General features: G+C 68.1%; 26 protein-coding genes. 17 read left to right on the top strand and 9 right to left on the bottom strand.

Annotated elements, in window-relative coordinates:
* The 5 genes from ON21_RS18720 to ON21_RS18700 form a co-directional block, all read left to right on the top strand.
* Nucleotides 1–740 (top strand): TetR/AcrR family transcriptional regulator (locus ON21_RS18720; protein WP_086006448.1); only part of this gene is annotated, 740 nt, incomplete at its 5' end.
* Between the two features lie 145 nt (nucleotides 741–885).
* On the top strand, nucleotides 886–1,617 hold the full coding sequence (locus ON21_RS18715; RefSeq protein WP_039799507.1) for an acetoacetate decarboxylase family protein: 732 nt from the start codon (nucleotides 886–888) through the stop codon (nucleotides 1,615–1,617).
* Nucleotides 1,618–2,133: 516 nt separating this feature from the next.
* Entirely contained in the window at nucleotides 2,134–2,499 is a 366-nt protein-coding gene (locus ON21_RS18710; RefSeq protein WP_039799513.1) for a YidH family protein, read from the top strand.
* Nucleotides 2,496–2,804, top strand: coding sequence for a DUF202 domain-containing protein (locus ON21_RS18705; protein WP_051020953.1), 309 nt, complete (start codon nucleotides 2,496–2,498; stop codon nucleotides 2,802–2,804). The genes ON21_RS18710 and ON21_RS18705 overlap by 4 nt, the downstream gene beginning before the upstream one ends.
* A gap of 46 nt (nucleotides 2,805–2,850) precedes the next feature.
* Entirely contained in the window at nucleotides 2,851–4,752 is a 1,902-nt protein-coding gene (locus ON21_RS18700; RefSeq protein ID WP_039799506.1) for an alkyl/aryl-sulfatase, read from the top strand.
* A 22-nt stretch (nucleotides 4,753–4,774) separates the two neighbouring features.
* On the opposite strand, the gene ON21_RS18695 is transcribed toward ON21_RS18700, so the two are convergent.
* Genes ON21_RS18695 through ON21_RS18685 form a run of 3 tightly spaced genes read right to left on the bottom strand, consistent with a single transcriptional unit; the run spans nucleotide 4,775 to nucleotide 6,238 of the window.
* Nucleotides 4,775–5,287, bottom strand: coding sequence for a DUF1990 domain-containing protein (locus ON21_RS18695; RefSeq protein ID WP_039799505.1), 513 nt, complete (start codon nucleotides 5,285–5,287; stop codon nucleotides 4,775–4,777).
* 10 nt (nucleotides 5,288–5,297) lie between these two features.
* Nucleotides 5,298–5,942: a M23 family metallopeptidase gene (locus tag ON21_RS18690; RefSeq protein ID WP_373281136.1), complete on the bottom strand. Its 645-nt coding sequence runs from the start codon at nucleotides 5,940–5,942 to the stop codon at nucleotides 5,298–5,300.
* A gap of 23 nt (nucleotides 5,943–5,965) precedes the next feature.
* Entirely contained in the window at nucleotides 5,966–6,238 is a 273-nt protein-coding gene (locus ON21_RS18685; RefSeq protein ID WP_039799504.1) for a hypothetical protein, read from the bottom strand.
* Nucleotides 6,239–6,618: 380 nt separating this feature from the next.
* On the opposite strand from ON21_RS18685, the gene rpsB reads away from it, so the two are divergent.
* The 5 genes from rpsB to ON21_RS18660 all read left to right on the top strand — a co-directional run bounded on the left by rpsB (nucleotide 6,619) and on the right by ON21_RS18660 (nucleotide 11,065).
* Complete coding sequence (rpsB, locus tag ON21_RS18680) at nucleotides 6,619–7,431, top strand: 30S ribosomal protein S2 (RefSeq protein ID WP_039799503.1); 813 nt, start codon at nucleotides 6,619–6,621, stop codon at nucleotides 7,429–7,431.
* Nucleotides 7,432–7,603: 172 nt separating this feature from the next.
* Nucleotides 7,604–8,428 carry a translation elongation factor Ts gene (tsf, locus tag ON21_RS18675; RefSeq protein ID WP_039799501.1) on the top strand — a complete coding sequence of 275 codons (825 nt, stop codon included), beginning with the start codon at nucleotides 7,604–7,606 and terminating at the stop codon, nucleotides 8,426–8,428.
* Between the two features lie 196 nt (nucleotides 8,429–8,624).
* The gene (pyrH, locus tag ON21_RS18670; RefSeq protein ID WP_039799499.1) at nucleotides 8,625–9,353 is read left to right on the top strand and encodes a UMP kinase; all 729 of its coding nucleotides are present in this window, start codon (nucleotides 8,625–8,627) and stop codon (nucleotides 9,351–9,353) included.
* Between the two features lie 50 nt (nucleotides 9,354–9,403).
* Entirely contained in the window at nucleotides 9,404–9,961 is a 558-nt protein-coding gene (gene frr / locus ON21_RS18665; RefSeq protein WP_039799509.1) for a ribosome recycling factor, read from the top strand.
* Between the two features lie 192 nt (nucleotides 9,962–10,153).
* The gene (locus ON21_RS18660) at nucleotides 10,154–11,065 is read left to right on the top strand and encodes a phosphatidate cytidylyltransferase (protein WP_051020956.1); all 912 of its coding nucleotides are present in this window, start codon (nucleotides 10,154–10,156) and stop codon (nucleotides 11,063–11,065) included.
* 9 nt (nucleotides 11,066–11,074) lie between these two features.
* On the opposite strand, the gene ON21_RS18655 is transcribed toward ON21_RS18660, so the two are convergent.
* Entirely contained in the window at nucleotides 11,075–11,440 is a 366-nt protein-coding gene (locus ON21_RS18655; RefSeq protein WP_039799495.1) for a LapA family protein, read from the bottom strand.
* A gap of 125 nt (nucleotides 11,441–11,565) precedes the next feature.
* On the opposite strand from ON21_RS18655, the gene rlmN reads away from it, so the two are divergent.
* Nucleotides 11,566–12,675: a dual-specificity RNA methyltransferase RlmN gene (gene rlmN, locus ON21_RS18650; protein WP_039799494.1), complete on the top strand. Its 1,110-nt coding sequence runs from the start codon at nucleotides 11,566–11,568 to the stop codon at nucleotides 12,673–12,675.
* 87 nt (nucleotides 12,676–12,762) lie between these two features.
* On the opposite strand, the gene ON21_RS18645 is transcribed toward rlmN, so the two are convergent.
* Nucleotides 12,763–13,176: a DUF5997 family protein gene (locus tag ON21_RS18645; RefSeq protein WP_039799493.1), complete on the bottom strand. Its 414-nt coding sequence runs from the start codon at nucleotides 13,174–13,176 to the stop codon at nucleotides 12,763–12,765.
* Nucleotides 13,177–13,237: 61 nt separating this feature from the next.
* On the opposite strand from ON21_RS18645, the gene ON21_RS18640 reads away from it, so the two are divergent.
* Complete coding sequence (locus ON21_RS18640) at nucleotides 13,238–14,161, top strand: LysR family transcriptional regulator (protein ID WP_039799492.1); 924 nt, start codon at nucleotides 13,238–13,240, stop codon at nucleotides 14,159–14,161.
* A gap of 48 nt (nucleotides 14,162–14,209) precedes the next feature.
* Here the strand turns inward: ON21_RS18640 and ON21_RS18635 are convergent, their stop codons facing one another.
* Together ON21_RS18635 and ON21_RS18630 are read right to left on the bottom strand one after the other, a co-directional pair.
* On the bottom strand, nucleotides 14,210–14,524 hold the full coding sequence (locus ON21_RS18635; protein ID WP_039799491.1) for a hypothetical protein: 315 nt from the start codon (nucleotides 14,522–14,524) through the stop codon (nucleotides 14,210–14,212).
* A 132-nt stretch (nucleotides 14,525–14,656) separates the two neighbouring features.
* The gene (locus ON21_RS18630; protein ID WP_039799490.1) at nucleotides 14,657–14,923 is read right to left on the bottom strand and encodes a DUF2631 domain-containing protein; all 267 of its coding nucleotides are present in this window, start codon (nucleotides 14,921–14,923) and stop codon (nucleotides 14,657–14,659) included.
* 145 nt (nucleotides 14,924–15,068) lie between these two features.
* On the opposite strand from ON21_RS18630, the gene dxr reads away from it, so the two are divergent.
* From dxr to ON21_RS18605, 5 genes are all read left to right on the top strand, one after another.
* The gene (dxr, locus tag ON21_RS18625) at nucleotides 15,069–16,208 is read left to right on the top strand and encodes a 1-deoxy-D-xylulose-5-phosphate reductoisomerase (RefSeq protein ID WP_373281135.1); all 1,140 of its coding nucleotides are present in this window, start codon (nucleotides 15,069–15,071) and stop codon (nucleotides 16,206–16,208) included.
* A 370-nt stretch (nucleotides 16,209–16,578) separates the two neighbouring features.
* Complete coding sequence (locus ON21_RS18620) at nucleotides 16,579–17,778, top strand: M50 family metallopeptidase (protein ID WP_039799488.1); 1,200 nt, start codon at nucleotides 16,579–16,581, stop codon at nucleotides 17,776–17,778.
* A gap of 108 nt (nucleotides 17,779–17,886) precedes the next feature.
* Nucleotides 17,887–19,044, top strand: coding sequence for a flavodoxin-dependent (E)-4-hydroxy-3-methylbut-2-enyl-diphosphate synthase (gene ispG / locus ON21_RS18615; protein WP_039799487.1), 1,158 nt, complete (start codon nucleotides 17,887–17,889; stop codon nucleotides 19,042–19,044).
* Nucleotides 19,045–19,111: 67 nt separating this feature from the next.
* Entirely contained in the window at nucleotides 19,112–19,975 is an 864-nt protein-coding gene (locus ON21_RS18610) for a GNAT family N-acetyltransferase (protein WP_083880718.1), read from the top strand.
* 74 nt (nucleotides 19,976–20,049) lie between these two features.
* On the top strand, nucleotides 20,050–21,837 hold the full coding sequence (locus ON21_RS18605) for a penicillin-binding transpeptidase domain-containing protein (RefSeq protein ID WP_051020946.1): 1,788 nt from the start codon (nucleotides 20,050–20,052) through the stop codon (nucleotides 21,835–21,837).
* Between the two features lie 7 nt (nucleotides 21,838–21,844).
* Here ON21_RS18605 and ON21_RS18600 read toward each other — a convergent pair whose 3' ends face one another.
* Both ON21_RS18600 and ON21_RS18595 read right to left on the bottom strand, forming a co-directional pair.
* Entirely contained in the window at nucleotides 21,845–22,852 is a 1,008-nt protein-coding gene (locus ON21_RS18600) for a hypothetical protein (RefSeq protein WP_039799485.1), read from the bottom strand.
* 121 nt (nucleotides 22,853–22,973) lie between these two features.
* Nucleotides 22,974–23,466: IPT/TIG domain-containing protein (locus tag ON21_RS18595; protein ID WP_039799484.1), on the bottom strand; the 493-nt coding region annotated here is incomplete at its 5' end.

Here is a 23,466-nt window from a genome sequence, read left to right as displayed (position 1 = left end):
CCTCGGTATGGACCAAGCAGCCGCGCCAGCCCAAATCGGCCGGGCTGCATCGCGAGCAGATCATCGCGGCGGCCGTCGAGATCCTCGACGCCGAGGGACTGGAATCGCTGAGCATGCGCAAGCTCGGCGCGAAACTGGGTGCCGGCGCGACCAGTCTCTACTGGCACGTCTCCAACAAGGACGAACTGCTCGAACTGGTGCTCGACGAGTTCTGGGGTCTGGTTCGGACTCCGGAGCCCGAGCAGGCGTCCTGGCGCGAACTGCTGAACACCTTCGCCTACAGCCTGCGCGCGTCCATCAGGGAGCATCCCTGGATGGCGTCGCTGGTCGGGCAGCTGCCCAGCATCGGCCCGAACTCGTTGCGGTTGAGCGATCGGCTGCGCCGCGCGTTCGTCCAGGCGGGTTTTCATGGCGTGGACATCTATCTGGCCAGTGGGACGGTGATGTGTTTCGTCCTCGGCCAAGTGATTCCGGAGATCGCCTGGGACAAGGTGTCGAAGGGAATGGAGATCGACGCCGACGGCATGCTGCGCGTGATGCAGGATGTGGCCGGCGACTACCCCGAGATGCTGGCGGACTATCGGGCGGCGGTGCCTACCGATCAGGAGGCCGCGCGGGCGATGGCCTTCGACTTCGGCTTGTTGTGCGTCCTCGACGGCTTGGAGGCTCGCCTGCGCAATGCGACCGAATCACGGCGGGAGTCGGGGGGTGTCGGGTTCTCCCACGAGCGACGCCATTGAAACACGTTCCTGAGACACTGAAACGGATACAGGACGGTATTGTGCCGTTAAATTGAAACGTGTTCTACGCGCGTGATCCGGCGGGTGGGTCGTCGCGCATGGCAACGCGGCGCGCTCGGGCGCCGATGCGCAGAAAGGCGTCTACGTGAGCACGCACACTGTTCTCGGCCGAGAGGTGCGCATGCCGGTCCGCATCCGGCTCGCGCACGCGTTCATGGCCACCTATCTGGTGCCGGCCGAATCGGCGCAGCGCCTCATCGACTACTCCGGCCTGCGAATTCTCCGGCTCCCGGGCGGGCGGGCGATGTGCACGCTGGTCTTCGTCGACTACGTCGACGGCGATCTGGGCCCGTACAACGAGTTCGGTGTGTCGTTCATGGTGCGCCACCACACCGCCGGTGCGGCATCCGGATTCGGCGATCTGCGGGCGCTGGTGACCGGGCGGGCCGGTGTGCTGATCCACAAGCTACCGGTGGACGGCGATTTCACCCTGGCCGCGGGGCGCGGCATCTGGGGCTTCCCGAAGGAACTCGCCGAATTCGTCGTCGATCACGACGGCCGGACGCGCAGCGGCGCGTTGCATCAGAACGGGCAGCTCATCGCGGATCTCACGGTGCGGCGCGGGTTCGCGACCCCGAGTCGCCGCGAGGCCGCCTCCTCGTTCGACGCCTACTCGCACATCGACGGCGTCACCCGATGCACACGCTGGGAAATGCGGCCTTCCGGCATGCGAGCGCGTCTCGGCGGGGCGGAGTTGACGCTGGGCGATCATGCGATCGCCGCGGAACTCCGGTCGCTCGGCTTGCCGCGGCGTGCGTTGATGTCTTCATCCGTCGCGCGACTGGCGATGACGTTCGAAGACGCGAGCGCGATCTGACGGTCCTCCGCATAACCACCCGGTCACGGGCGGGCGGGGCGCGTGGACGGTGCGGCGCGGCGGCGGCTAGCCTGACGTAGCGGATCGTTTGCCAACGCTCTAGTGACGGAGTGTCCCCGTGATCGTCGCCGACCGGAACTGTGCCGCTGAATACTGCTCTGGCCTGCTGTTATCGCACGATCTTCGGCGGCTCGAGCGAGCAATTCACGGTTCCGGACGTGCTGGTCAACCTGGATTGCTGGGGTGCGTCCAAACCCACCCCATGGTGGGCGTGCTCGCCTCGGCAAAGGTCGTACTACCGGCTTCGGTCGCGTTCCCGCCGCCGGTGACGGTGTGCCGCGAGCTTTCCGGATCCCCACTAGCGTGGTGTGCCGTGACCACCGTGCAGTCCGGCGTCAACCTGTGTATCGGAATATCGCGTCGCGCAACCACATGCAGGCCCACGCGCGAGCGGGTCCGCCTCGCGAGGCGCAGGTGGGCGGCCGGCCCCCGTCGTTCGACCCGGACCGAGGCGGCGTGACGCTGCCGGACCCCGAAGCCGAGTCGGAAGAGGGCGAAGAGGAACTCGACTACCGCTTCACGCTCGCCAACGAGCGCACCTTCCTGGCTTGGATGCGGACCTCGCTGGGCCTGCTGGCCGGCGGCGTCGCGGTGCACACGCTGGTCCAGTCGTTCCGGATCGCGGGATTGCGACGCGCGATCGCGCTCAGCTGCCTGGTCCTGGCGGCGGTCGTCGCGATCGGCGCGTACGGGCACTGGCGGCGCATCGGTGTGGCCATGCGGCGCGGCGATCCACTGCCGGAGACGGTGCTGGTGCCGATCCTGTCGGCGGGCATCGCGATCGTCTCGGTGCTGGCGGCGGTGGCGGTGCTGCTGCGGTGAGCGCGCCACACCTGTCCGCCGAACGCACCGCACTGGCGTGGCGGCGCACCGCCGTGTCCGCGATGGTCGTCGGCACGCTGTTCCTGCATCAGGCGCTCGGCAGCGGATGGCGCGCGGCCGCGGTCGCGCCCATCGGCGCCGCGATCGCGATGGCGGCGCTGACGGGGGCCTGCTATTTGCGCAACCGTGGTCTTCGCCGGGGCCGCTACGCCCACGGAGACCGCGTCATCGTCGCGACGACCGCGGCGGTGGTCGCGGTCGCGCTGGCCGCCGCGGCGGCCGGTTTCCTCGAACCGCTGCCCTGACCGGGTAGCGGCCCAGCAAGGTTGGCCGAGACGACAGGAGGACGACATGTGCACAGCCAGCGAGCCGAGCGACTTCATCGTCGCGGAGCACGAGCGTGCGGCCGCCGCACTGCCATTCGCCGACACGACCGATCTGGCCGACGCCGATCGTGGATTCATCGCCGCGCTCGATCCCGGGGTGATCACCTCCGAAGACGGAACCGTCGTGTGGGACAATGACTCCTACTCGTTCCTGCGTGAACCCTGCCCGGCATCGGTCCATCCGAGCCTGTGGCGGCAATCCGGCCTCGCGGTGCGACAGGGGTTGTACGAGGTCGCCGCGGGCATCTATCAGATTCGCGGTTTCGACATCTCCAATATGACGCTGGTCGAAGGCGAGACCGGAGTCCTCGTGATCGATCCGCTGATCTCGGTCGAGACCGCCGCGGCCGGTCTGGCGCTCTATCGCGCGCATCGCGGCGACCGCCCGGTGACCGGTCTGATCTACACCCATTCACACGCCGACCACTTCGGCGGCGCGTACGGCGTCACCACCGCCGAGGCGGTCCGGGCGGGTCGCTGCCCGGTGCTGGCGCCCGCCGGATTCCTGGAACACGCGGTGGCGGAGAACATCTACGCGGGCACGGCGATGGCGCGCCGCGCGGGGTACATGTACGGCGCCGTGCTGCCGCGCGGACCGCTGGGCGCGGTGGGCTCCGGACTGGGGCAGACCACGTCGGTCGGCACGGTCACGCTCATCCCGCCGACCGTCGACATCACCACCACCGGCGAGGAGAAGACGATCGACGGGATACGGATGGTCTTCCAGCTCACGCCCGGCACCGAAGCGCCCGCGGAGATGAATTTCTACTTCCCCGACCGCCGCGCGCTGTGCATGGCGGAGAACGCGACGCACACCCTGCACAATCTGCTCACATTGCGCGGCGCGCTGGTGCGTGACGCGCATGTCTGGGCGAGATACCTGACCGAGGCGATCAACCTGTTCGCCCGTGACTCCGACGTCGTCTTCGCTTCGCATCATTGGCCGACCTGGGGCACCGACCGCCTGGTGGAATTCCTTTCGCTGCAACGGGATCTGTACGGGTACCTGCACGACCAGACCGTCCGCCTGCTGAACCAGGGTTACGTGAGCGCGGAGATCGCCGAGCTGGTCACCCTTCCGCCCGCCATCGCGGAGGCCTGGCATGCGCGCGGGTACTACGGCTCGGTCAGCCACAACGTGAAGGCCGTCTATCAGCGCTACATGGGATGGTTCGACGGCAACCCCGCACATCTGTGGGAGCACCCGCCGGTCGAATCCGCCCGGCGCCATGTGGAATTCATGGGCGGCGCGGACGAAGTGTTGCGCAAAGCGCGGGCCTCGTACGACGCCGGGGACTACCGCTGGGTGGCGCAGGTGCTCAACTACGTGATCTTCGCCGATCCGGACAACGACGCAGCGAAACAACTGCAGGCCAGCACGTTCGAACAACTCGGCTACGGCGCGGAGAACGCCACCTGGCGCAACTTCTATCTCAGCGGAGCCTACGAGTTGCGCTACGGCTCGTTCGGCACGCCGACCAAAACCGATTCGCCCACCCTGGTGGCGGCGCTGTCCATCGACCAGATCTTCGACGCCTTGGCGTTGCGCGTCGACGGCCCCAAGGCGTGGGATCATCGGCTGGTGACGGACTGGATCCTCACCGACCAGGACCGCACCCACCGGCTGGAACTGCGCAACGGTCGCCTCACGCACTACGACGTCGCTTCCGGCACGGCCCTCCCGGAAGCCGACGCCACCTTCACCCTGACGAAGTCCACACTGATCCGCGTGCTGCTGGCCGGCGACGATTTCGGCGTCGCGGCGGCCGCGGGGGACATCGTCATCGAGGGAGACGTCACCAAGCTCGCCGAACTGGTCGACGTCTTCGACGCTCCCGACCCCGACTTCGCGATCGTCACACCGTAGTGCGGGTCTGTGCCGTCCTTCTTCAATCGGACGTCGGCAACGTCGCGAGGTATCGGCCCGCGACGAAACGCTGGGTCAGTCGTACCGCGGGTCCGCCGAGCCGGGTGTACCAGGTGGCGGGGCGGGAGAACGCGACGATCAGCCCGTACACCGTGTCGTCGGCGGAGTCGTACTCGACGGCGAACAACTCTTCTCCGGAGGCGGGGTGGCCGGGCAAGGTTCCGTAGGCGAAACCCCGGCGGTCGGGTTCGTCGAGGACATACACCACGCGGCACGGAGCGGTGATGCCCAACGGACCGATTCCGAGCCGCACTGTGACAGCGGTGCCGGGCTCGGCTGTCGGGGTGTCGGCGGATCGGAAGATCCCGGTGCCCTTCTGCGCGCGGTAGGCCAGAATCTGCGCACCCGCCTGCTCGAACAGCGCACGTCCTCGCCCGAGACGTCGCCGCAGCCGCAATCCGTGGTAACCCTCCGGCAGTACGCCGCGGGTCGCACCGAGTTCGGAGTACGTGAACGGCTCCAGCCCATCCGCCATGCCCTGATCTTCACCCCGCGCCCAACGGTCTCGCCACCTCCCGCCGCCGACACGCCGGTTCGGGCGGACGAGGCCGCCGACCGATGCGCGGCGAAGCGGCGAATCGTCCGGCTCCGGATTCGGGGCGCACCGGTTTGAGCCGCAGGGGAGTGAGGTGCAGGAGTCCGAGGGGGTTCAGATACTCGCGGTTGCGGCGGAGACGGCCCTCGACGCGAGCTCCCCAGTGCAGACACGCCGCCACGCATCCCGGGTGTCCCGACTCGAGCGTGCCGATCCGGGCCCCGCGTTCGACGCGCCTTCCCACGGGAACTTCGGCGCGAACGGGCTCGTAGGTAGTGCGCAGCCCGCCGGGGTGCTCGATGGACACGACCGGCTTGTCGGCCACCGTTCCGGCGAAGACCACGATCCCTTCCCCCGCGGCGAGCACGGGCTGCCCCTCGGTGCCGGCCAGGTCGACCCCGCGATGCCCCGGCAGCCAGTTCTGCGCGGGTTTGTCGAAGTGCCTGACCACCGCGGGGCGCGGTTGCAGCGGCCAGCCGAACCGCCCTTGGGGTCGGGCCGTCGCGGTCGGCGTCGTCGCGACGATCGCGGCGACGCCGAGAGCCAGCGCCGTGGAAAGGCGCCGACCACGCCGCATGGTGTTCGAACTGGTCATCCGTGCCGGGCGGGTAGGTCCGATCACGACCCGCAGAGGGGCGCGGGCGGTGCGCACAACTCGCCACCGGCGGAACTGGTCGCATGCCGGTCGTCCGCACCGATCCCGGATTGCCGGAAGGGCAGCGGCGCACGCCGAAGCAGGCCGGACAGCGACGGCAGGCAAACGGATCCCGTGCACGCCCCGTGCACGGGTCCTGCGGCAGGCGTCTCGGCCCCGACCGGCGGCGCGGTGACGACGCCGAGCGTGAAGAACAGCGGTACGAGGAAGGTGGTGGCGGTGGAGATCGGTTTCATGGCTCCACCGTTCCGCGATTCCTGGGTCGCCGAGCCCTCGATCCGTGGAATGTGGACAACCTGCACGACTGTGGAAAGCTGCCGTTTCGCCTGGTGGGGGGCTCCGGAGCGGACCGATTTAGATCTGGTGCCGGGAGGTCGTAAACTGATCGAGCGGTCTGTGCGTGCATGGACCGACTTCGCGCGCCACCCGTGCTTGTTCATAGCGGCGCTGTTCGAATCGAGCTCGAGACTATTTGGGTTCGCGGCAGCGTGTTCGGAACAGGGAATCGCCGGCTGGTCCCCACCTTCGTGGTCGGGTCCGACGATTCGGTGGCGCCAGGGCAGCGGATCGCCGATTCGCTGCGTCAACCGGCAAACGAAAGAGAGATACGGGAGCCATGGCTGTCGTAACCATGAAGCAGCTGCTCGACAGCGGCGCACACTTCGGACACCAGACCCGGCGCTGGAACCCGAAGATGAAGCGGTTCATCTTCACCGACCGCAACGGCATCTACATCATCGACCTGCAGCAGACGCTGACCTACATCGACAAGGCCTACGAGTTCGTCAAGGAGACCGTCGCCCACGGTGGCACCGTTCTCTTCGTCGGCACGAAGAAGCAGGCCCAGGAGTCGATCGCGGCCGAGGCGACTCGCGTCGGGATGCCCTACGTCAACCAGCGCTGGCTGGGCGGCATGCTCACCAACTTCTCCACCGTGCACAAGCGTCTGCAGCGCCTCAAGGAGCTCGAGGCCATGGAGCAGACCGGTGGCTTCGAGGGTCGCACCAAGAAGGAAATCCTCATGCTCACGCGTGAGATGAACAAGCTGGAGCGCACCCTCGGCGGTATCCGCGACATGCAGAAGGTGCCCTCGGCCATCTGGGTCGTCGACACCAACAAGGAGCACATCGCCGTCGGCGAGGCGCGCAAGCTGAACATCCCGGTCATCGCGATCCTGGACACCAACTGCGACCCCGACCTGGTCGACTACCCGATCCCGGGCAACGACGACGCGATCCGCTCCGCGGCCCTGCTGACCAAGGTCGTCGCCTCCGCGGTGGCCGAGGGCGTGCAGGCGCGCGCCGGTATTTCCTCGGGCGACGAGAAGCCCGAGGCGGGCGCGGGTGAGCCGCTGGCCGAGTGGGAGCAGGAGCTGCTCGCGCAGGCCGCCCCCGGCGCCGAGGCCGCCGAGACCTCGGCCGAGGCCTGAGCGACTCGTAGCCACGCGGTCTGAGCGACGGCCCCGGAGGCGGTAGCCTGCCTAACCATGTAGGGCCCAGCGAAGGCCGCGATCGGGCACAGCTTCAGCGGCGATCACGCGCCAGTGCCATCGTGATCGCCGCTGTCAACACCCACACTTCTCCAAAGGAGGCTCGCCGAGAATGGCGAACTACACCGCTGCCGATGTGAAGCGGCTCCGGGAGCTGACCGGCTCCGGGATGATGGACTGCAAGAACGCGCTGGCCGAGACCGACGGTGACTTCGACAAGGCCGTCGAGCTGCTGCGCATCAAGGGCGCGAAGGACGTCGGCAAGCGTGCCGAGCGCACCACCGCCGAAGGCCTGGTCGTCGCCAAGGACGGCGTCATGGTCGAGATCAACTCCGAGACCGACTTCGTCGCGAAGAACGCGGAGTTCCAGCAGCTGGCCGAGCAGGTCGTCGCCGCGGCGGCGGCCGCCAAGCCGGGCGACCTGGACACGCTGAAGGCGCTGGACCTGGGCGGCAAGACCGTCGACGAGGCCGTGCAGGCGCTCGCCGCGAAGATCGGCGAGAAGCTCGAGCTGCGCCGGGTCATCTCGCTGAACGGCCCGGTCGCCACCTACCTGCACAAGCGTGCCTCCGACCTGCCGCCCGCCGTCGGCGTGCTGGTCGAGTACACCGGTGAAGGCGACGCCGCGGCCGAGGCCGCTCGCACCGCCGCCATGCAGGTCGCCGCGCTCAAGGCCAAGTACGTGACCCGCGACGAGGTTCCGGCCGACGTCGTGGAGAACGAGCGCCGCATCGCCGAGCAGACCGCTCGCGAGGAGGGCAAGCCCGAGGCCGCGCTGCCGAAGATCACCGAGGGCCGGGTCAACGGCTTCTTCAAGGACGTCGTGCTGCTCGAGCAGCCGTCGGTCACCGATTCGAAGAAGACCGTCAAGGCTCTGCTGGACGAGGCCGGTGTCACCGTCACCCGCTTCGCCCGCTTCGAGGTCGGCGCCAACTGAGTTCCGCCGCACCTCCCAGCGTGCAGGCCCCCCGCCGACCGAACGAACGCCGGTTGACGGGGGGCCTTCTGCTGCCGCTCCAACCGAATAAGGCAGGATAGGTGCCGCTCTGCCTTGCTCTACGTCACAGGCGCCTGCCGTGAGCAACGAATCATCGGAACAACGACAATTCCTCGCCGAAGGAGACTGGAGACCCATGACGGACCCGGGGACCGATCGCCCAGGATATCGCCGGGTACTGCTGAAACTCGGCGGGGAGATGTTCGGCGGCGGGAAGGTCGGACTCGACCCGGACGTCGTGCAGACGGTGGCCGAGCAGATCGCCGAGGTGGTCGCCACCGGCGTCCAGGTGGCCGTGGTGATCGGCGGCGGGAACTTCTTCCGCGGCGCCGAACTCGAGGAGCGCGGCATGGAGCGGGCGCGCTCGGACTACATGGGCATGCTCGGCACCGTGATGAACAGCCTTGCGCTGCAAGACTTCTTGCAGCAGCAAGGGGTGGACACCCGGGTGCAGACCGCGATCACCATGGGCCAGGTCGCCGAGCCCTACCTTCCGCTGCGGGCCAAGCGGCACCTGGAGAAGGGGCGCGTGGTCATCTTCGGAGCGGGCATGGGCATGCCGTACTTCTCCACCGACACCACCGCCGCGCAGCGCGCGCTGGAGATCGGCGCGGACGTGGTCTTGATGGCCAAGGCGGTGGACGGAGTGTTCACCGCCGACCCGCGCGTCGACGAGACCGCGACCATGTACACCGAGATCACCCACAAAGAGGTCATCGAGCGCGACCTCAAGGTCGCGGACGCGACCGCCTTCAGCTTGTGCATGGACAACCAGATGCCGATTCTGGTGTTCAATTTGTTGACCAAGGGCAATATCGCCCGCGCGGTCGCCGGTGAGAAGATCGGCACACTGGTTCGGTCCTGATACCCGCGGACCGCGGATCATGACATGACGACGCTGTGGAGGAAACGGTCGTGATTGAAGAAGCGCTCTTCGACGCCGAGGAGAAGATGGAGAAGGCCGTCTCGGTGGCGAAGGACGATCTCGGAACCATTCGTACCGGTCGCGCGAATCCGGGTATGTTCTCCCGGGTCGTGGTCGACTACTACGGATCGCCGACCCCGATCACCCAGATGTCCAGCATCACGGTGCCGGAGCCGCGCATGGTCGTGATCAAGCCCTACGAGGCGGCCCAGCTCGGGGCGATCGAGACCGCGATCCGCAATTCGGATCTGGGCGTCAACCCCACCAACAACGGAGACATCATCCGGATCTCGGTGCCGCAACTGACCGAGGAGCGCCGCCGTGAACTCGCCAAGCAGGCGAAGGGCAAGGGCGAGGACGCCAAGGTCGCCATCCGCAATGTCCGGCGCAAGGCGATGGACGAACTGTCGCGCATCCAGAAAGATGGCGAGGCAGGCGAGGACGAGGTCGGGCGTGCCGAGAAGGAACTCGACAAGACCACCGCGAAGTATGTCGGCCAGGTGGACGAACTGGTCAAGCACAAGGAAGCCGAACTGCTCGAGGTCTGACGCGGATCGGTCGGCAGATGTGACGGGGCCCGGAGGAGGCCCGGGTCACCGCGAGCCGCCCGTGACAGCGCCGAGGCCCGCCGGGCGGGGGACGAACGGAACGACGAGTTGAGCGACGGGACAATCGTGGCCGAGAACGCCGCCGCGACCGGTGCGGCAGAGGAGCCGCCGGTGAACGGAACAGCCGATGCGATGCGACAGCACACGCACGATGCTGGTGCTTCCGGTCATGAACCGTTAGGCGGTCCCGCGACGCCGGAGCCTCATCCCGCCGCGCCGCACACTGGTTCGCGCGCGGGCCGCAATCTGCCCGCCGCGCTGACCGTCGGCTTCGGCCTCGGCCTTTCGCTGATCGCGATCCTGCTGTTCGTACCGAAGGTGTTCATCGGCGTCGCGGCGGCCGGGGTCGGCGTGGCCACCTGGGAGGTCGCCAAGCGGCTGCGCGAAGCCGATGTGCTCGTACCGCGGGTTCCGCTGATCGTGGGCGGCCAAGCGGTGTTCTGGCTGGGCTGGCCGTACGGGGCAAGCGGTGTCGCGGGCGCGTTCGCCGCGACCACTTTGATCTGCATGGTGTGGCGGCTGTTCGACCACGGTTTGCGGACCGCTCCGCGGAACTTCTTGCGCGACACCGCCATCACGGTGTTCACGCTGGCCTGGATTCCGCTGCTCGCCTCGTTCGCCACGCTGCTGCTGCTCGAGCCGGACGGCAACCTGCGGGTGCTGACGTTCATGATCCTGGTGGTCTGCTCCGACGTCGGCGGTTACGTGGCGGGCGTGCTGTTCGGCAAGCATCCGATGGTGCCCTCGATCAGCCCGAAGAAGTCCTGGGAGGGTTTCGGCGGCTCGCTGGTGTTCAGCGTGATCGGCGGTCTGCTCACGGTGACGCTGCTGCTGGATGCCAACTCGATGATCGGCGTCGTCCTCGGCGTCGGCCTGGTGCTGGTGGCCACTTGCGGCGACCTGATCGAATCGCAGATCAAGCGGGAACTCGGCATCAAGGACATGGGCACGCTGCTTCCGGGCCACGGGGGCATCATGGATCGCCTGGACTCCATGCTCCCCTCGGCGTTCGTCTCCTGGCTGGTGTTGTCCACGCTGCTGTGACCGTGGGCGTCAAACCTTCTTGGCCGCGCGGCGCAGCTGCAGGATGCGCACGCCGCCCACCGAGGCCATGACGAGCGCGCCGCCGATCATCGACAACAACACGGTGACGCCCAGCGGCAGCGAGAAGTCCCAGAAGAAGAAGTGCACTTGGACCTGCTCGAGGTTCTGCACGATGAAGATCAGCAACAGGACGAGGATCAAGACGCCTGCGACGAGCCCGGTCCAGGCGTAACCGGTGCGCGAGGCCAGCGACTTCTTGACCGGAGCGACGGCCGGGGCACCAGGGACGACGGGCGGGGCGCTCGGCGGTGTCGTGCGCTGGCGCTTCGACAGGTCCGGATCCGGTTCGGGCGGGTGTTCGGCATGCGTGGACATATCTCGATCATGGCTGACGGCTATCACCGCCGCAGGCATTTCCAGGTGGCGAACCAGGCATGTCGAGCAGCCCGCATGCGGTCGAGTGCGGACGTGTTTCCTCCGGATGGGACAATGGAGCAACTATGACCGTCTCCCTGCCCCTCGTTTTCGACGCTCCGCGCCGCGGCATGCCGCCGCGCCATCTCGCCGACCTCGACGCCGCGGGCAGGCGTGCGGCCGTCGAGGAGCTGGGCCTGCCCAAGTTCCGCGCCGATCAGATCGCCCGGCAGTACTACGCGCGATTGCAGGCCGATCCGGCGCAGATGACGGATCTGCCCGCCGGGGTCCGGGAGAAGATCGGCGAGGCGCTGTTCCCGCCGCTGCTCGACGTGGTCAAACATGTGGCGTGTGACGACGGGGAGACCCGCAAGACGCTCTGGCGCGCCGGCGACGGCACGCTGCTGGAGAGCGTGCTCATGCGCTACCCCGATCGCGCGACCCTGTGCATCTCCAGTCAGGCCGGTTGCGGGATGGCGTGCCCGTTCTGTGCCACCGGGCAAGGCGGGCTGAACCGCAACCTGTCCACCGCCGAGATCGTCGACCAGGTGCGTGCCGCGGCCGCGGCACTGCGGGACGGGGAAGTGGCGGGCGGGCCGGGCAGGCTGTCCAACATCGTCTTCATGGGTATGGGTGAGCCGCTGGCGAACTACAAGCGGGTGGTCGCCGCGGTACGCCGGATCACCTCGCCCGCGCCGGACGGACTGGGTATCTCCCAGCGCAATGTCGTGGTCTCGACCGTCGGGCTGGCTCCGGCCATCCGCAAACTGGCCGATGAGGGATTGACGGTCACGCTGGCCGTCTCGCTGCACACGCCCGACGACGAACTGCGCGACACCCTGGTCCCGGTGAACAATCGCTGGCCGGTCGCCGAGGTGCTCGACGCGGCCCGCTACTACGCCGACAAGACCGGCCGCCGCGTCTCCATCGAATACGCGCTCATCCGCGACATCAACGACCACCCGTGGCGCGCGGACATGCTGGGCGAGAAACTGCACAAGGCGCTCGGCTCCCGGGTGCACGTCAATGTCATCCCGCTCAACCCGACTCCGGGCTCCAAGTGGGACGCCAGCCCCAAGCCGGTCGAGCAGGAGTTCGTCCGCCGCGTCAACGCCAAGGGCGTGCCCTGCACGGTCCGCGATACCCGTGGCCAGGAAATCGCCGCCGCCTGTGGGCAATTGGCCGCGGAGAACTGAGGTACCCGGCTGCGGGTCGGGCGGTGCGACTCGGACGGCGCATCGCGGAATCGCCATATCCCGGGCGAGTGTTTCCCGCCCGATGCGCTAGCCGCGGTTCTTCGCCGGACGATTGGTGGCGGCGCGACGTTCGGCTTCCTTCGCCTTGATGCGCGCATTCTCAGCGCGGACCGCGGCATAGTTCTCCCGCTCGCGCACGAGCCACTCCGGCGGGTCGGCGAGCAAGGTGTCGATCTCGTCGACGGTGAGATGGTCGGAGACCCCGGCGCGGGTCAAGCCAGCATTGGAAATGCCGAGTTTGCGTGCCACGACATCGCGGGGAAACGGACCGGTGCGGCGCAGTTCGGTGAGCCATTCGGGGGGATCGTTGCGCAGCGCGTCGAGCTGGGCGCGGGAGATCGGCGCGTGGCGGAACTCCTCGGGTGCGGCCGGGAGGTAGATGCCGAGCTTGTTCGCCGCCGTCAACGGCTTCATCATCTGCGGTTTCTTGTCCGGGCTCACCGACCCAGCTTACTGGGCGGCGCGGCGGGGCCCGACCGCGCGGTGGCATACGCTTGCACGAATGAGCCGGTTGGAGTCGATCGATGTGGTGCGCCTGCGCTGGTTCGTCGCGGTCGCGCAGGAATTGCACTTCGCGCGCGCGGCGAAGTCGCTGCACATCTCGCGGCAGAAGCTCAGCCACGCCGTCATCGACTTGGAAAACGAGCTCGGCACAAAGCTTTTCGTGCCCGGCGCGCAACCGACCCAGCTCACCGACGACGGACGCGAGTTGCAGGAGCAGGCGCGTGCGATCATCGCGCGGGCCGAATCGGCGGCACAGGGACAGCAGCCGCAGGCTCCGGCGGTCCTGCGGGTGGGTTTCGTACCGGGCGTCACGGTGTCCAAATGGAGTCGGATCTGGGCCGAGCGGTTCCCGGACACCCCGCTCGAGGTGAGCGCGCTGGCGCAGGCGGATCAGGAAGCGGCGCTGCGCGCGGGCCGCGTGGACATGTGCTTCGTTCGGCTGCCGATCGACCGCGACGGCATGAGCGCGATCCCGCTCTACCGGGAAGTTCCGGTCGTGGTGGTGCAGAAGGAGCATCCGCTGTCGGTGTTCGACGAGGTGCGGGTGGCCGACCTGGCCGACGAGCGTCTCCAGGACACCTCGGATGTCGACGCGGTCGGCGGCGCGCTGGAGCTCGTCGCCGCGGCCGGTGGGGCGGCCATCGTGCCGCACTCGCTCGCTCGCCTGCATCATCGTCGCGACCTCGTCTACCGGCCGATGCTCGACGTCCCGGACACGGAGGTCGCGCTGGCCTGGCCTGCCGATCGCACCACCGATCTGGTCGAGGAGTTCATCGGCGTCGTCCGTGGCCGTTCCGAGCGCAGTTCACGCGCCCCGGCCCGAGCCGACGAAAGCGAGTCGCGGAAGAAGCCCACGGCCAAGAAGACGGGTGGTCGTCCGGCTCCGGCCAAGAAGAAGCCCACCCGACGCCGTGGTCGCTAGCGATCCATCCGGCGGCGCGCACCCGGCCGGGTCCGCGCCGCCCGACGATCAGCTCTTGCAGACTCGGTTCAGTTCGTCGGTCGCGGCGTCCATGCTCGTGACCTTGTCGTCGGTGAGGGCGCGGGCGTAGGCGGCGATCGCGTCCTTCTCCGCGCCTTCGGCCTGGATGGCCGAGAGCTTGGCGGCGAGCGACTGCTGCACGGTCGGGTCCAGATTCCCGCCCGATTCATCGATCGCGGCGTTGATCGCGTCGATGGCCGCGCCGCACGCCGGTGACTGGGCGTGCGCGGGTGCGGCGGGCGAGAGCAGCAGCGAGCCGAACGCGCTCGCGGCGAGCAGGGCGGCCGAACAGATCTTGATCATTGCGTCCTAAGTGGTCGTGGGAACAGAAACCGAGGTCCGCGACCCGGCTGGGACGCGGACCTCGGACGCACACGGTACCGGGCCGTTGCCGGCGGTACAGGACGAATGAAATTGTGCGAGAAGACTTTTCGACTACCGCGGCTTGCGCTGGAGCACCGAGTCGCGGATCAGGATGCCCGCGATCAGGACGGCGAAGCCGACGAGGAAGATGTCCTCGACCTTGCCCTTGTGGTTGCCGACCAGCATGGCCAGCAGGATCAGCGCGACGATCCAGCCCGCGATCCGGAAGGTGCGACGCGACTCGCCGCTCCAGCCCCAGGCTGCGGAGGGAACTTCGGCGGTGTCCACGCGGGTGACGACGCGCTCGGTGTCGGCGTGTTCGAGTTCCGTGGCGGCCACGATCGCTCCTTAGCTGTTACTTGTACCGCGATTCCGGTACGCACTCGATGAGCTGCTGCCGCATATCGTGACATACGACGGTGCGTCGTTGTAAGTCGGCCCGCGCCCGTCGAACACGTTCCGGAGGTAGGACACAATGAATGGCGTGTCCGACATCGTGAGAGTCCTGCTGCTGGGCAGCACCGGATCCATTGGCACCCAAGCGCTCGAGGTGATCGCCGCCAATCCCGACCGCTTCGAGGTGGTCGGACTCGCCGCGCGCGGCGGCAACACCGACCTGCTCGCCGCCCAGATGGCCGCCACGGGCACACGCAATGTGGCCGTCGCCGATCCGGCCGCGGCCCAGCGGTTGGACCTGCCGCTGGGCGGCCCGGGGGCGGTGACCGAGCTGGTGCGCCGCACCGAGGCGGACGTCGTGCTCAACGCTCTGGTCGGCTCGCTCGGACTGGAGCCGACCCTGGCCACCCTGCAGTCCGGTACGCGGCTGGCCCTGGCCAACAAGGAGTCGCTGGTCGCGGGCGGTTCCCTGGTCACACGCGCCGCCGCCCCCGGACAGATCGTTCCCGTGGATTCGGAACATTCCGCGCTCGCGCAGTGCCTGCGCGGCGGTCGCGCCGACGAGGTCGACCGGCTGGTGCTGACCGCCTCCGGCGGCCCGTTCCGCGGCTGGACCGCCGAGATGCTGGAGTCGGTCGAGCCCGCCGAGGCCAAGGCGCATCCCACCTGGTCGATGGGCTTGATGAACACGCTGAACTCGGCGTCGCTGGTGAACAAGGGACTCGAGCTGATCGAGACCCACCTGCTGTTCGGGGTGCCCTACGACCGCATCGACGTCACCGTGCACCCGCAATCGATCGTGCACTCGATGGTCACCTTCACCGACGGCTCCACGCTCGCCCAGGCCAGCCCCCCGGACATGAAGCTGCCCATCGCGCTGGCGCTCGGCTGGCCGGACCGGGTGCCCGGTGCGGCCGTGGCCTGCGATTTCGGCACCGCGTCCACCTGGACGTTCGAACCGGTCGACAACGACGTGTTCCCTGCGGTCGAACTGGCCCGTGCGGCCGGTGAGGCCGGCGGCAGCGTCACCGCGGTCTACAACGCCGCCAACGAGGTGGCGGTGCAGGCCTTCCTGGACGGCGTCATCCGTTTCCCGCAGATCGTCGGCACGGTGGCCGCCGCGGTGGAGGCGGCGCAGCAGTGGCGCGCGGAGCCGGATTCGCTCGACGAGGTCCTCGCCGCGGATACCTGGGCGCGGGAGTTCGCCGCCGCTCGGGTACGCGGCTGACACCTTCCCGCGCCGGATCGGACGCGCGAAACGACGGCGTCCTGGCACACTGAACACACAGGACAGGATTTTGTCCGGTTGGGCGTACCTCCGCCTTCGCTCCGGCCATGCGCGAGTTGAGGACGGACTACGTCCGACAGCACCCATTGGGCGTACCTTCGATTTCGCTCCGGCCATGCGCGGGTTGAGGACGGACTACGTCCGACAGCACCCATTAGGCGTACCTTCGATTTCGCTCCGGCCATGCGCGGGTTGAGGACGGACTACGTCCGACAGCACCCATTAGAGTGGTGGGAGTGCTCGCGGCCAGGAGCGGACGCGTGCGTGCGGGATATTCGAGCTGCGCATACGCAGGAGGGCTGTAGAGCAAATGGTGTTCGCGTTGGGGTTCGTGCTGTTCGCGCTGGGCATCACCGTGTCGATCGCGCTGCACGAATGTGGGCACATGTGGACCGCCCAGGCGACCGGCATGAAGGTGCGACGCTACTTCATCGGATTCGGACCGAAGATCTTCTCGTTCCGCCGCGGTGAGACCGAATACGGACTCAAGGCGCTTCCGCTCGGCGGCTTCTGCGACATCGCGGGCATGACGGCGCTGGACGAACTGCGCCCGGAAGAACTCGACCGCGCCATGTACCGCCAGGCCACCTGGAAGCGGCTGGTGGTGATGTCCGGTGGCATCGCGATGAACTTCGTGCTCGGCTTCATCCTGATCGTGGTGCTCGCGGTCGGATGGGGTCTGCCGAACCTGAAGGAACCGCCCGCCACCGCGCTGGGCGTCATGAGCTGCGTGCCGCAGGGCAAGCCCGACGGCTCCACCGAGTCCTGCACCGGCACGGGCCCGGCGCAGCGTGCCGGATTGCAGCGCGGTGACATCGTCAAAGAGGTGAACGGCGTCAAGGTGGACACCTGGCGGCAGTTCCAGGCCGAGACCCAGAAGCAGACCGGCCCGTTCACCTACGTCATCGAGCGCGACGGCCGCACCCTCACCATTCCGGTGACGCCGGAGCGGGTCGTGCGCTACCCCGAGGGCGGCGGCGAGGGCCGCGTGGTCGGCGCCATCGGCGTTGCGCCGGAGCGCTACGACCCCGTGCAATACGACCTGCTGGGCGCCGTCCCGGCCGCCGCAACGTTCACCGGCGACATGTTCCTGCGTACGGTCGACTCGCTGACCCAGATGCCCGCGAAGGTCTCGGCGCTGTGGAACGCGGTGACCGGAGGCGAGCGTGATCCGGAGACCCCGGTCAGCGTGTACGGCGCCAGCAAGATCGGCGGTGAGACCGCCGAACGCGGCCTGTGGAACATCTTCATCCTGGTGCTGGCCAGCCTGAACTTCTTCCTCGGCATCTTCAACCTGCTGCCGTTGCTCCCCCTGGACGGGGGCCACATCGCGGTGGTGATCTACGAGAAGATCCGCAACACCATCCGCGGCTGGAAGGGGCTCGCTCCCGGTGCGCCGGTGAACTACCTGAAGTTGCTGCCCGCGACCTATGTCGTCGTGGTGATCGGCGGTGCGTACATGCTGCTCACCCTGGCCGCCGACATCGTGAACCCGATCAAGCTGTTCTGACCGGCGCCGCCGATCGGTGGTGTGACCGGCGACGTACGGTGGGCATCGCGCGCCACGGCTAGACTCGGCACCGAACCGGCCGGACACGACGAAAGTAGGCAGCCGAAGGTGACCAGCACAATCGGATTGGGGATGCCGACCGCCCCCGCGGCAGTGCTCGCTCCACGGCGTAAGACCCGCCAGCTGATGGTGGGCAATGTCGGGGTGGGCAGCGACCACCCGATCTCGGTGCAGTCCATGACCACGACCAAGACGCACGACGTGAACGCCACCCTGCAGCAGATCGCGGAGTTGACCGCGTCGGGGTGCGACATCGTGCGGGTGGCCTGCCCGCGTCAGGAGGACGCGGACGCGCTGGCCACGATCGCGGCGAAATCCCAGATCCCGGTGATCGCCGACATCCACTTCCAACCGCGCTACATCTTCGCCGCGATCGACGCCGGATGCGCCGCGGTCCGGGTCAACCCCGGCAACATCAAGGAATTCGACGGCCGGGTCAAGGAGGTCGCCAAGGCCGCGGGCGCGGCGGGCATCCCGATCCGCATCGGCGTGAACGCCGGTTCGCTGGACAAGCGGATGATGGAGAAGTACGGCAAGGCCACGCCGGAGGCGCTGGTGGAGTCGGCGCTGTGGGAGGCGAGCCTGTTCGAGGAACACGGGTTCGGCGACATCAAGATCTCGGTCAAGCACAACGACCCGGTGGTCATGGTGGAGGCATACCGTCAGCTGGCCGCGCAGTGCGACTACCCCTTGCACCTCGGTGTCACCGAGGCGGGCCCGGCGTTCCAGGGCACGATCAAGTCGGCGGTCGCGTTCGGCGCGCTGCTGTCGGAGGGTATCGGCGACACGATCCGCGTCTCGCTGTCCGCGCCGCCCGCCGAGGAGGTCAAGGTCGGCGGGCAGATCCTGCAATCGCTGAACCTGCGTCCGCGCAAGCTGGAGATCGTGTCGTGCCCCTCCTGCGGGCGCGCCCAGGTCGACGTGTACACACTGGCCAACGAGGTCACCGCGGGCCTGGAAGGCATGGCGGTGCCGCTGCGCGTGGCCGTCATGGGCTGCGTTGTGAACGGGCCCGGCGAGGCGCGCGAGGCGGACCTGGGTGTGGCCTCCGGCAACGGCAAGGGCCAGATCTTCGTCAAGGGCGAGGTCATCAAGACCGTCCCGGAGGCGCAGATCGTCGAGACGCTCATCGAAGAGGCGATGCGCATCGCCGAGGAGATGGGCGAGGACGCGGGCACCGGCGAACCGGTCGTCACCGTCCGCTGACGACTCGCCTACCAGCGCTTTCGGCATAGCCGTACCGCATCGCGCCGGTTCGTGGCAGGCTGTCACCGTGCGGAGTCTGCTGGAGCCGGCGCGACGGGCCAAATACGCCCCTGCGCGGCAGCTCGCTAATCGAGATCTTGCTCAGGTGCTACGTGTGCTGGATGCCGATCCCGTCGCCTCGTGCATGGTCGCGGCCCGCCTGCAAGAGTTCGGTCTGGACAACCGGTGCGGCCAAGGGGAGCTCTGGAGCAGGGGCGGTCCGGCGGAGTCGCTGTGTTTCTCGGGTGCGAACCTGGTGCCGTTGCTGGGAGATCGTGACGCCTTGCGCGCGTTCGCCGACCGCGCGATGCGCTGGCCCCGGATCTGTTCCTCGGTGGTGGGGCGCAGAGAACTGACGTTGCCGCTGTGGGAGATGCTGACCAGGCATTGGGGGCCCGAGCGCGAGCTACGCGGGGAACAGCCGCTGCTGGCCCTGGCCCAGCCACCGCTGGCCACCCCCGACGCGGAGGTCCGCCGAGTGCGTCGCGACGAACTCGACCGCTACCTGTCGGCCGCGATCGCGATGTTCATCGAGGAGGTCGGCGTCGATCCACGCGCGGGTGACGGCGGACGCGGCTATCGTCGCCGCATCCAGAGCTTGATCGAATCCGGCCGTGCGTGGGCTCGTTTCGAGGACGGGGAAGTGGTCTTCAAAGCGGAGGTCGGCTCGCTGTCCCGGCGCACCGGCCAGATCCAAGGCGTCTGGGTGCACCCGGAGCACCGGGGGAAGGGGCACGGCACCGCGGGCACCGCGGCGGTAGCGAGCGCCGTGGTCGCTTCGGGTCGCACCGCGAGCCTGTACGTGAACGACTACAACGCGATCGCCCGCCGCGCCTACAGCCGCGTCGGCTTCCGGCAGATCGCGACCTTCGCCACCGTCCTGGTCGACTGAGCCTGGCGGTCCGCGCGGCGAATCCCGGAGTGCCGCAGGCGTTTGCCCGTCAGTGACTACTACCATCGGTGCCGATGTCCACTCGGATGCTTCTCTCGCTCGCCGTCGCGGCTCTCACGGTGGCCGCCGCCGGTTGTGCGAGCAAGCCGCAGGGGCCGGTCCCCGTCGCGGACGCGTTCGTCAAAGCGTTCGCCGAGCACCGAGTGAGCGCCGCCGCCGACCTCACGAACCTGCCGGAGAAGGCGAGCGCCGCCTTGCGTTCCGCGTGGGATCAGCTCCAGGCCGAACAACTCACGGCGCGCACCGGCGCGGCGCGCGTGACCGGTGACACCGCGACCGTCGACTACACCTACGAGTGGCGGCTGCCCAAGAACCGCACCTGGAAGTACTCGGGCCAGTTGCAGATGGGACGCAGCAACGGGCGGTGGATGGTCCGCTGGACCTCGGCCGACATCCATCCCAAACTCGGCGACACCCAGACCATGGCGTTGCGATCCGAGCCGCCGCCGCGGGCGCGGGTGAACGAGCAGTCCGGCAGCGATGTCATGGTGCCCGGCAAAGTGTCCCGGGTCGCGTTCGTAGCGTCCGACGCCGCCGACCCGAAGAGCGTGGCCACCGCGCTCTCCGCCGCGCTGTACCGCTTCGACAAGTCGCTGACGCCGCAGTCGATTCTCGACGCGGCCGAAGCCGCGCGCGGCGCCTACACGGTCGCGCTGCTCAACGACATCGAATCGGCCCAGGTGACCACCGATCTGATCGGACTGCCCGGCGTCACGCTGACGCAGCAGTGGGATCTGGTGGCCACCGATCGGGAGTTCGCGCCCGATCTGCTCACTCAGGTGCGCAAGACGGTGATCGCGGAGGTGGACGGCAAGGCGGGATGGAGCGTGGTGACTCTGAACGCCAACGGCGCCGATACCGATGTCCTGATGGAGGTGCCCTCGCAACCCGCGCCGTCGTTCTCGCTCAGCGTCGACCGCAACGTGCAGAACGCCGCCCAGCGTGCGGTGCAGGCGCGGACCGAGCAGACCATGATGGTGGTGCTGCGCCCGTCCACCGGCGCGATTCTGGCGGTCGCGCAGAACAAGGCCGCCGATCGGGACGGCCCGCTGGCGACCATCGGCCAATATCCGCCCGGCTCGGTGTTCAAGACGGTGACCGCCGCCGCGGCCATGTCGAACGGCCTCGCGACCCCGGACACGGTGCTGCCGTGCCCGAGCCGAATCGTGATCGGGGAGCGGACCATCCCCAACTACAACCTGTTCACCGTCGGCAATGTGCCGATGTCCACGGCCTACGAGCGGTCCTGCAACACCTCGTTCGCCAAACTCGCCAGTGACCTGCCCGGTCCCGCGTTGCACGAGACCGCCGCGAAGCTCGGTGTCGGCCCTGCCTATTCGGTGGTGGGGCTGCCGACGACCTCCGGCTCGGTGCCCGCCTCGGACGACCTGATCCAGCGCACCGAGGACGGGATCGGTCAGGGCAAGGTGGTGGTCAGTCCGTTCGGCATGGCGCTCATGGCGGCGACCATCGCGCACGGCTCGGCGCCCGTGCCGTACCTGATCGCGGGACGTCCCACCCAGATCGATGGCGACCGCCCTGCGCTGGCCCCCGATGTCATCGAGGGACTGCGCACGATGATGCGCAAGGTGGTCGTCGAGGGTACGGCCGAGCGGATCGCCGATCAGGGCGAGGTCTACGGCAAGACCGGCGAAGCCGAAGTGGACGGCGGGTCGCACTCCTGGTTCGTCGGCTTCCGCGGCGATCTCGCCTTCGCGACGCTCTTGGTCGAAGGCGGCAGTTCCGACAACGCCGTCGCGGTCACACGGGACATGCTGGCTGCGCTGCCACCCGGATACTGACGCGTCGTCATTCATCGGCGTCCGGCCCGATCAGCAGATGCTCCAAGCTGACCGTGTGGTCGGAGTACTCGTCGACACCGATGACGGCGACGAAGTCCCGGTCACCGGCACGCTGTTGCAATGCGCCCCAGAAGTGGGCGAGGTACCACCCCGCTCCGGCGGTGCCGCGCGGACCCAAACCGCCGCAATGCATCCAGAAGCGACCGGGATGCCGATCCGGACTGGGGCGTACCCGGGCGACGATGCCGATGTTGCGGTCGTCATCGGAGTCGTACGCGCTTCCGTCGGCCAGCCGCAAATGCACGGTACGGGAACCGTCCTCGCCGACGCTGTCGCGCAAGGTGAACAGCGGATGCTCGGCGGTATCCAGATACCGCCGCAGGTAGTCGTTGCCGGTGAGCCCGAAACTGATGCACGAGCGGTCGCGGCGCGCGACGAGATCCCGGTCGTTGCGGACCTCCACCGGGATGCTGGTGTGGCGTTGCAGAAAGGAAAGCACGTACAGCACTCCCCGCAGATCGTTCTCCGCGACCATCGACGGGACATCGACGTATCGATTCCCGAACGCGCCGCCCTGCTTCTGGAATACACGCCTGCCGTCGATGCCCGCCGTTCGAAGTGCTTCGGCGGCGGGCCGTGTCAGCTCGAACGCCGAGTACACCAGCGTCGTTCCGGTGGTGGTCATCTCGGCGCCGAGAAAGGCCTCGAGCGAGGCGTCGGTGCCGGAAAACCCCGTTTCCTCCGAACGGATGTCGACAGGTGTGGAGTTGGCCATCTGAAACAGTCCCTCGACGGTCCAGCCCGGGAACATCCGCTCCAGCACCCGGCAGTGGTAGTCGCGCGGCAGTCCGATCATGCGCCCGGACAACCACTGGTAGTACTGCGCTTTCGCAGGCCCGTGCCCGGGCGGGATGGGCGGATCGAGCCGTGCCGCGCACCTGTCGTACGCGGCCAGAAAATCGTGATGACTTTTGAGATGCCGTTCCGCCAGCAGCATCTTCAGTACGGTCGCCAACGAAACCCCCTTGCCCCTGCAGTCTCCGTCCGCGATGACGGAGACTCGTGTCGTATTCGCTCAACCGCGACGAAACCGGGCCGCCGGCAACAGTCCGCCGACGGCCCAGCCGCTTCAGCCGTCAGATGTAGGTGAACGCAAGACCATTACTGGTTCCTCCTGCTGTGGTGACGGTGAGTTGTACGGTTCCTGTCCCGGCGGGTGTGACCGCCGTGATCTGGAGCGCCGAATCGACGGTGAACGACGCCGCCGGGGTGCCGCCGAAGTCGACCGAGGTGGCTCCGAGCAGGTTGGTTCCGGCGATGACGACCGTGGTTGCGCCCGCTGTCGGTCCCACGTTCGGCAGCGCGGTGACCAGTGTGGGAATCCCGAGGTAGGTGTAGGCGACGCCGTTGCTGGTTCCTCCTGCCGTGGTCGCGGTGACCTGCACGGTGCCGGTCCCCGCGGGTGCGACCGCGGTGATCTGCGTATCGGAGAGCACCGTGAACGAGGTCGCCGGTGTGCCGCCGAAATCGACCGCGGTGGCGGTGGACAACCCCGTCCCGGTCAGGACGACAATCGTCCCACCGGCTTCCGATCCCACATTCGGCAGCACCGTGGTGAGGGTGGGGAGC

The organism is Nocardia araoensis NBRC 100135 (genome assembly GCF_000308435.1).
Taxonomy (GTDB): domain Bacteria; phylum Actinomycetota; class Actinomycetes; order Mycobacteriales; family Mycobacteriaceae; genus Nocardia; species Nocardia araoensis.
Note: the sequence above shows the minus strand (reverse complement) of the source record. Positions and strands in the feature narration are given on the sequence as shown.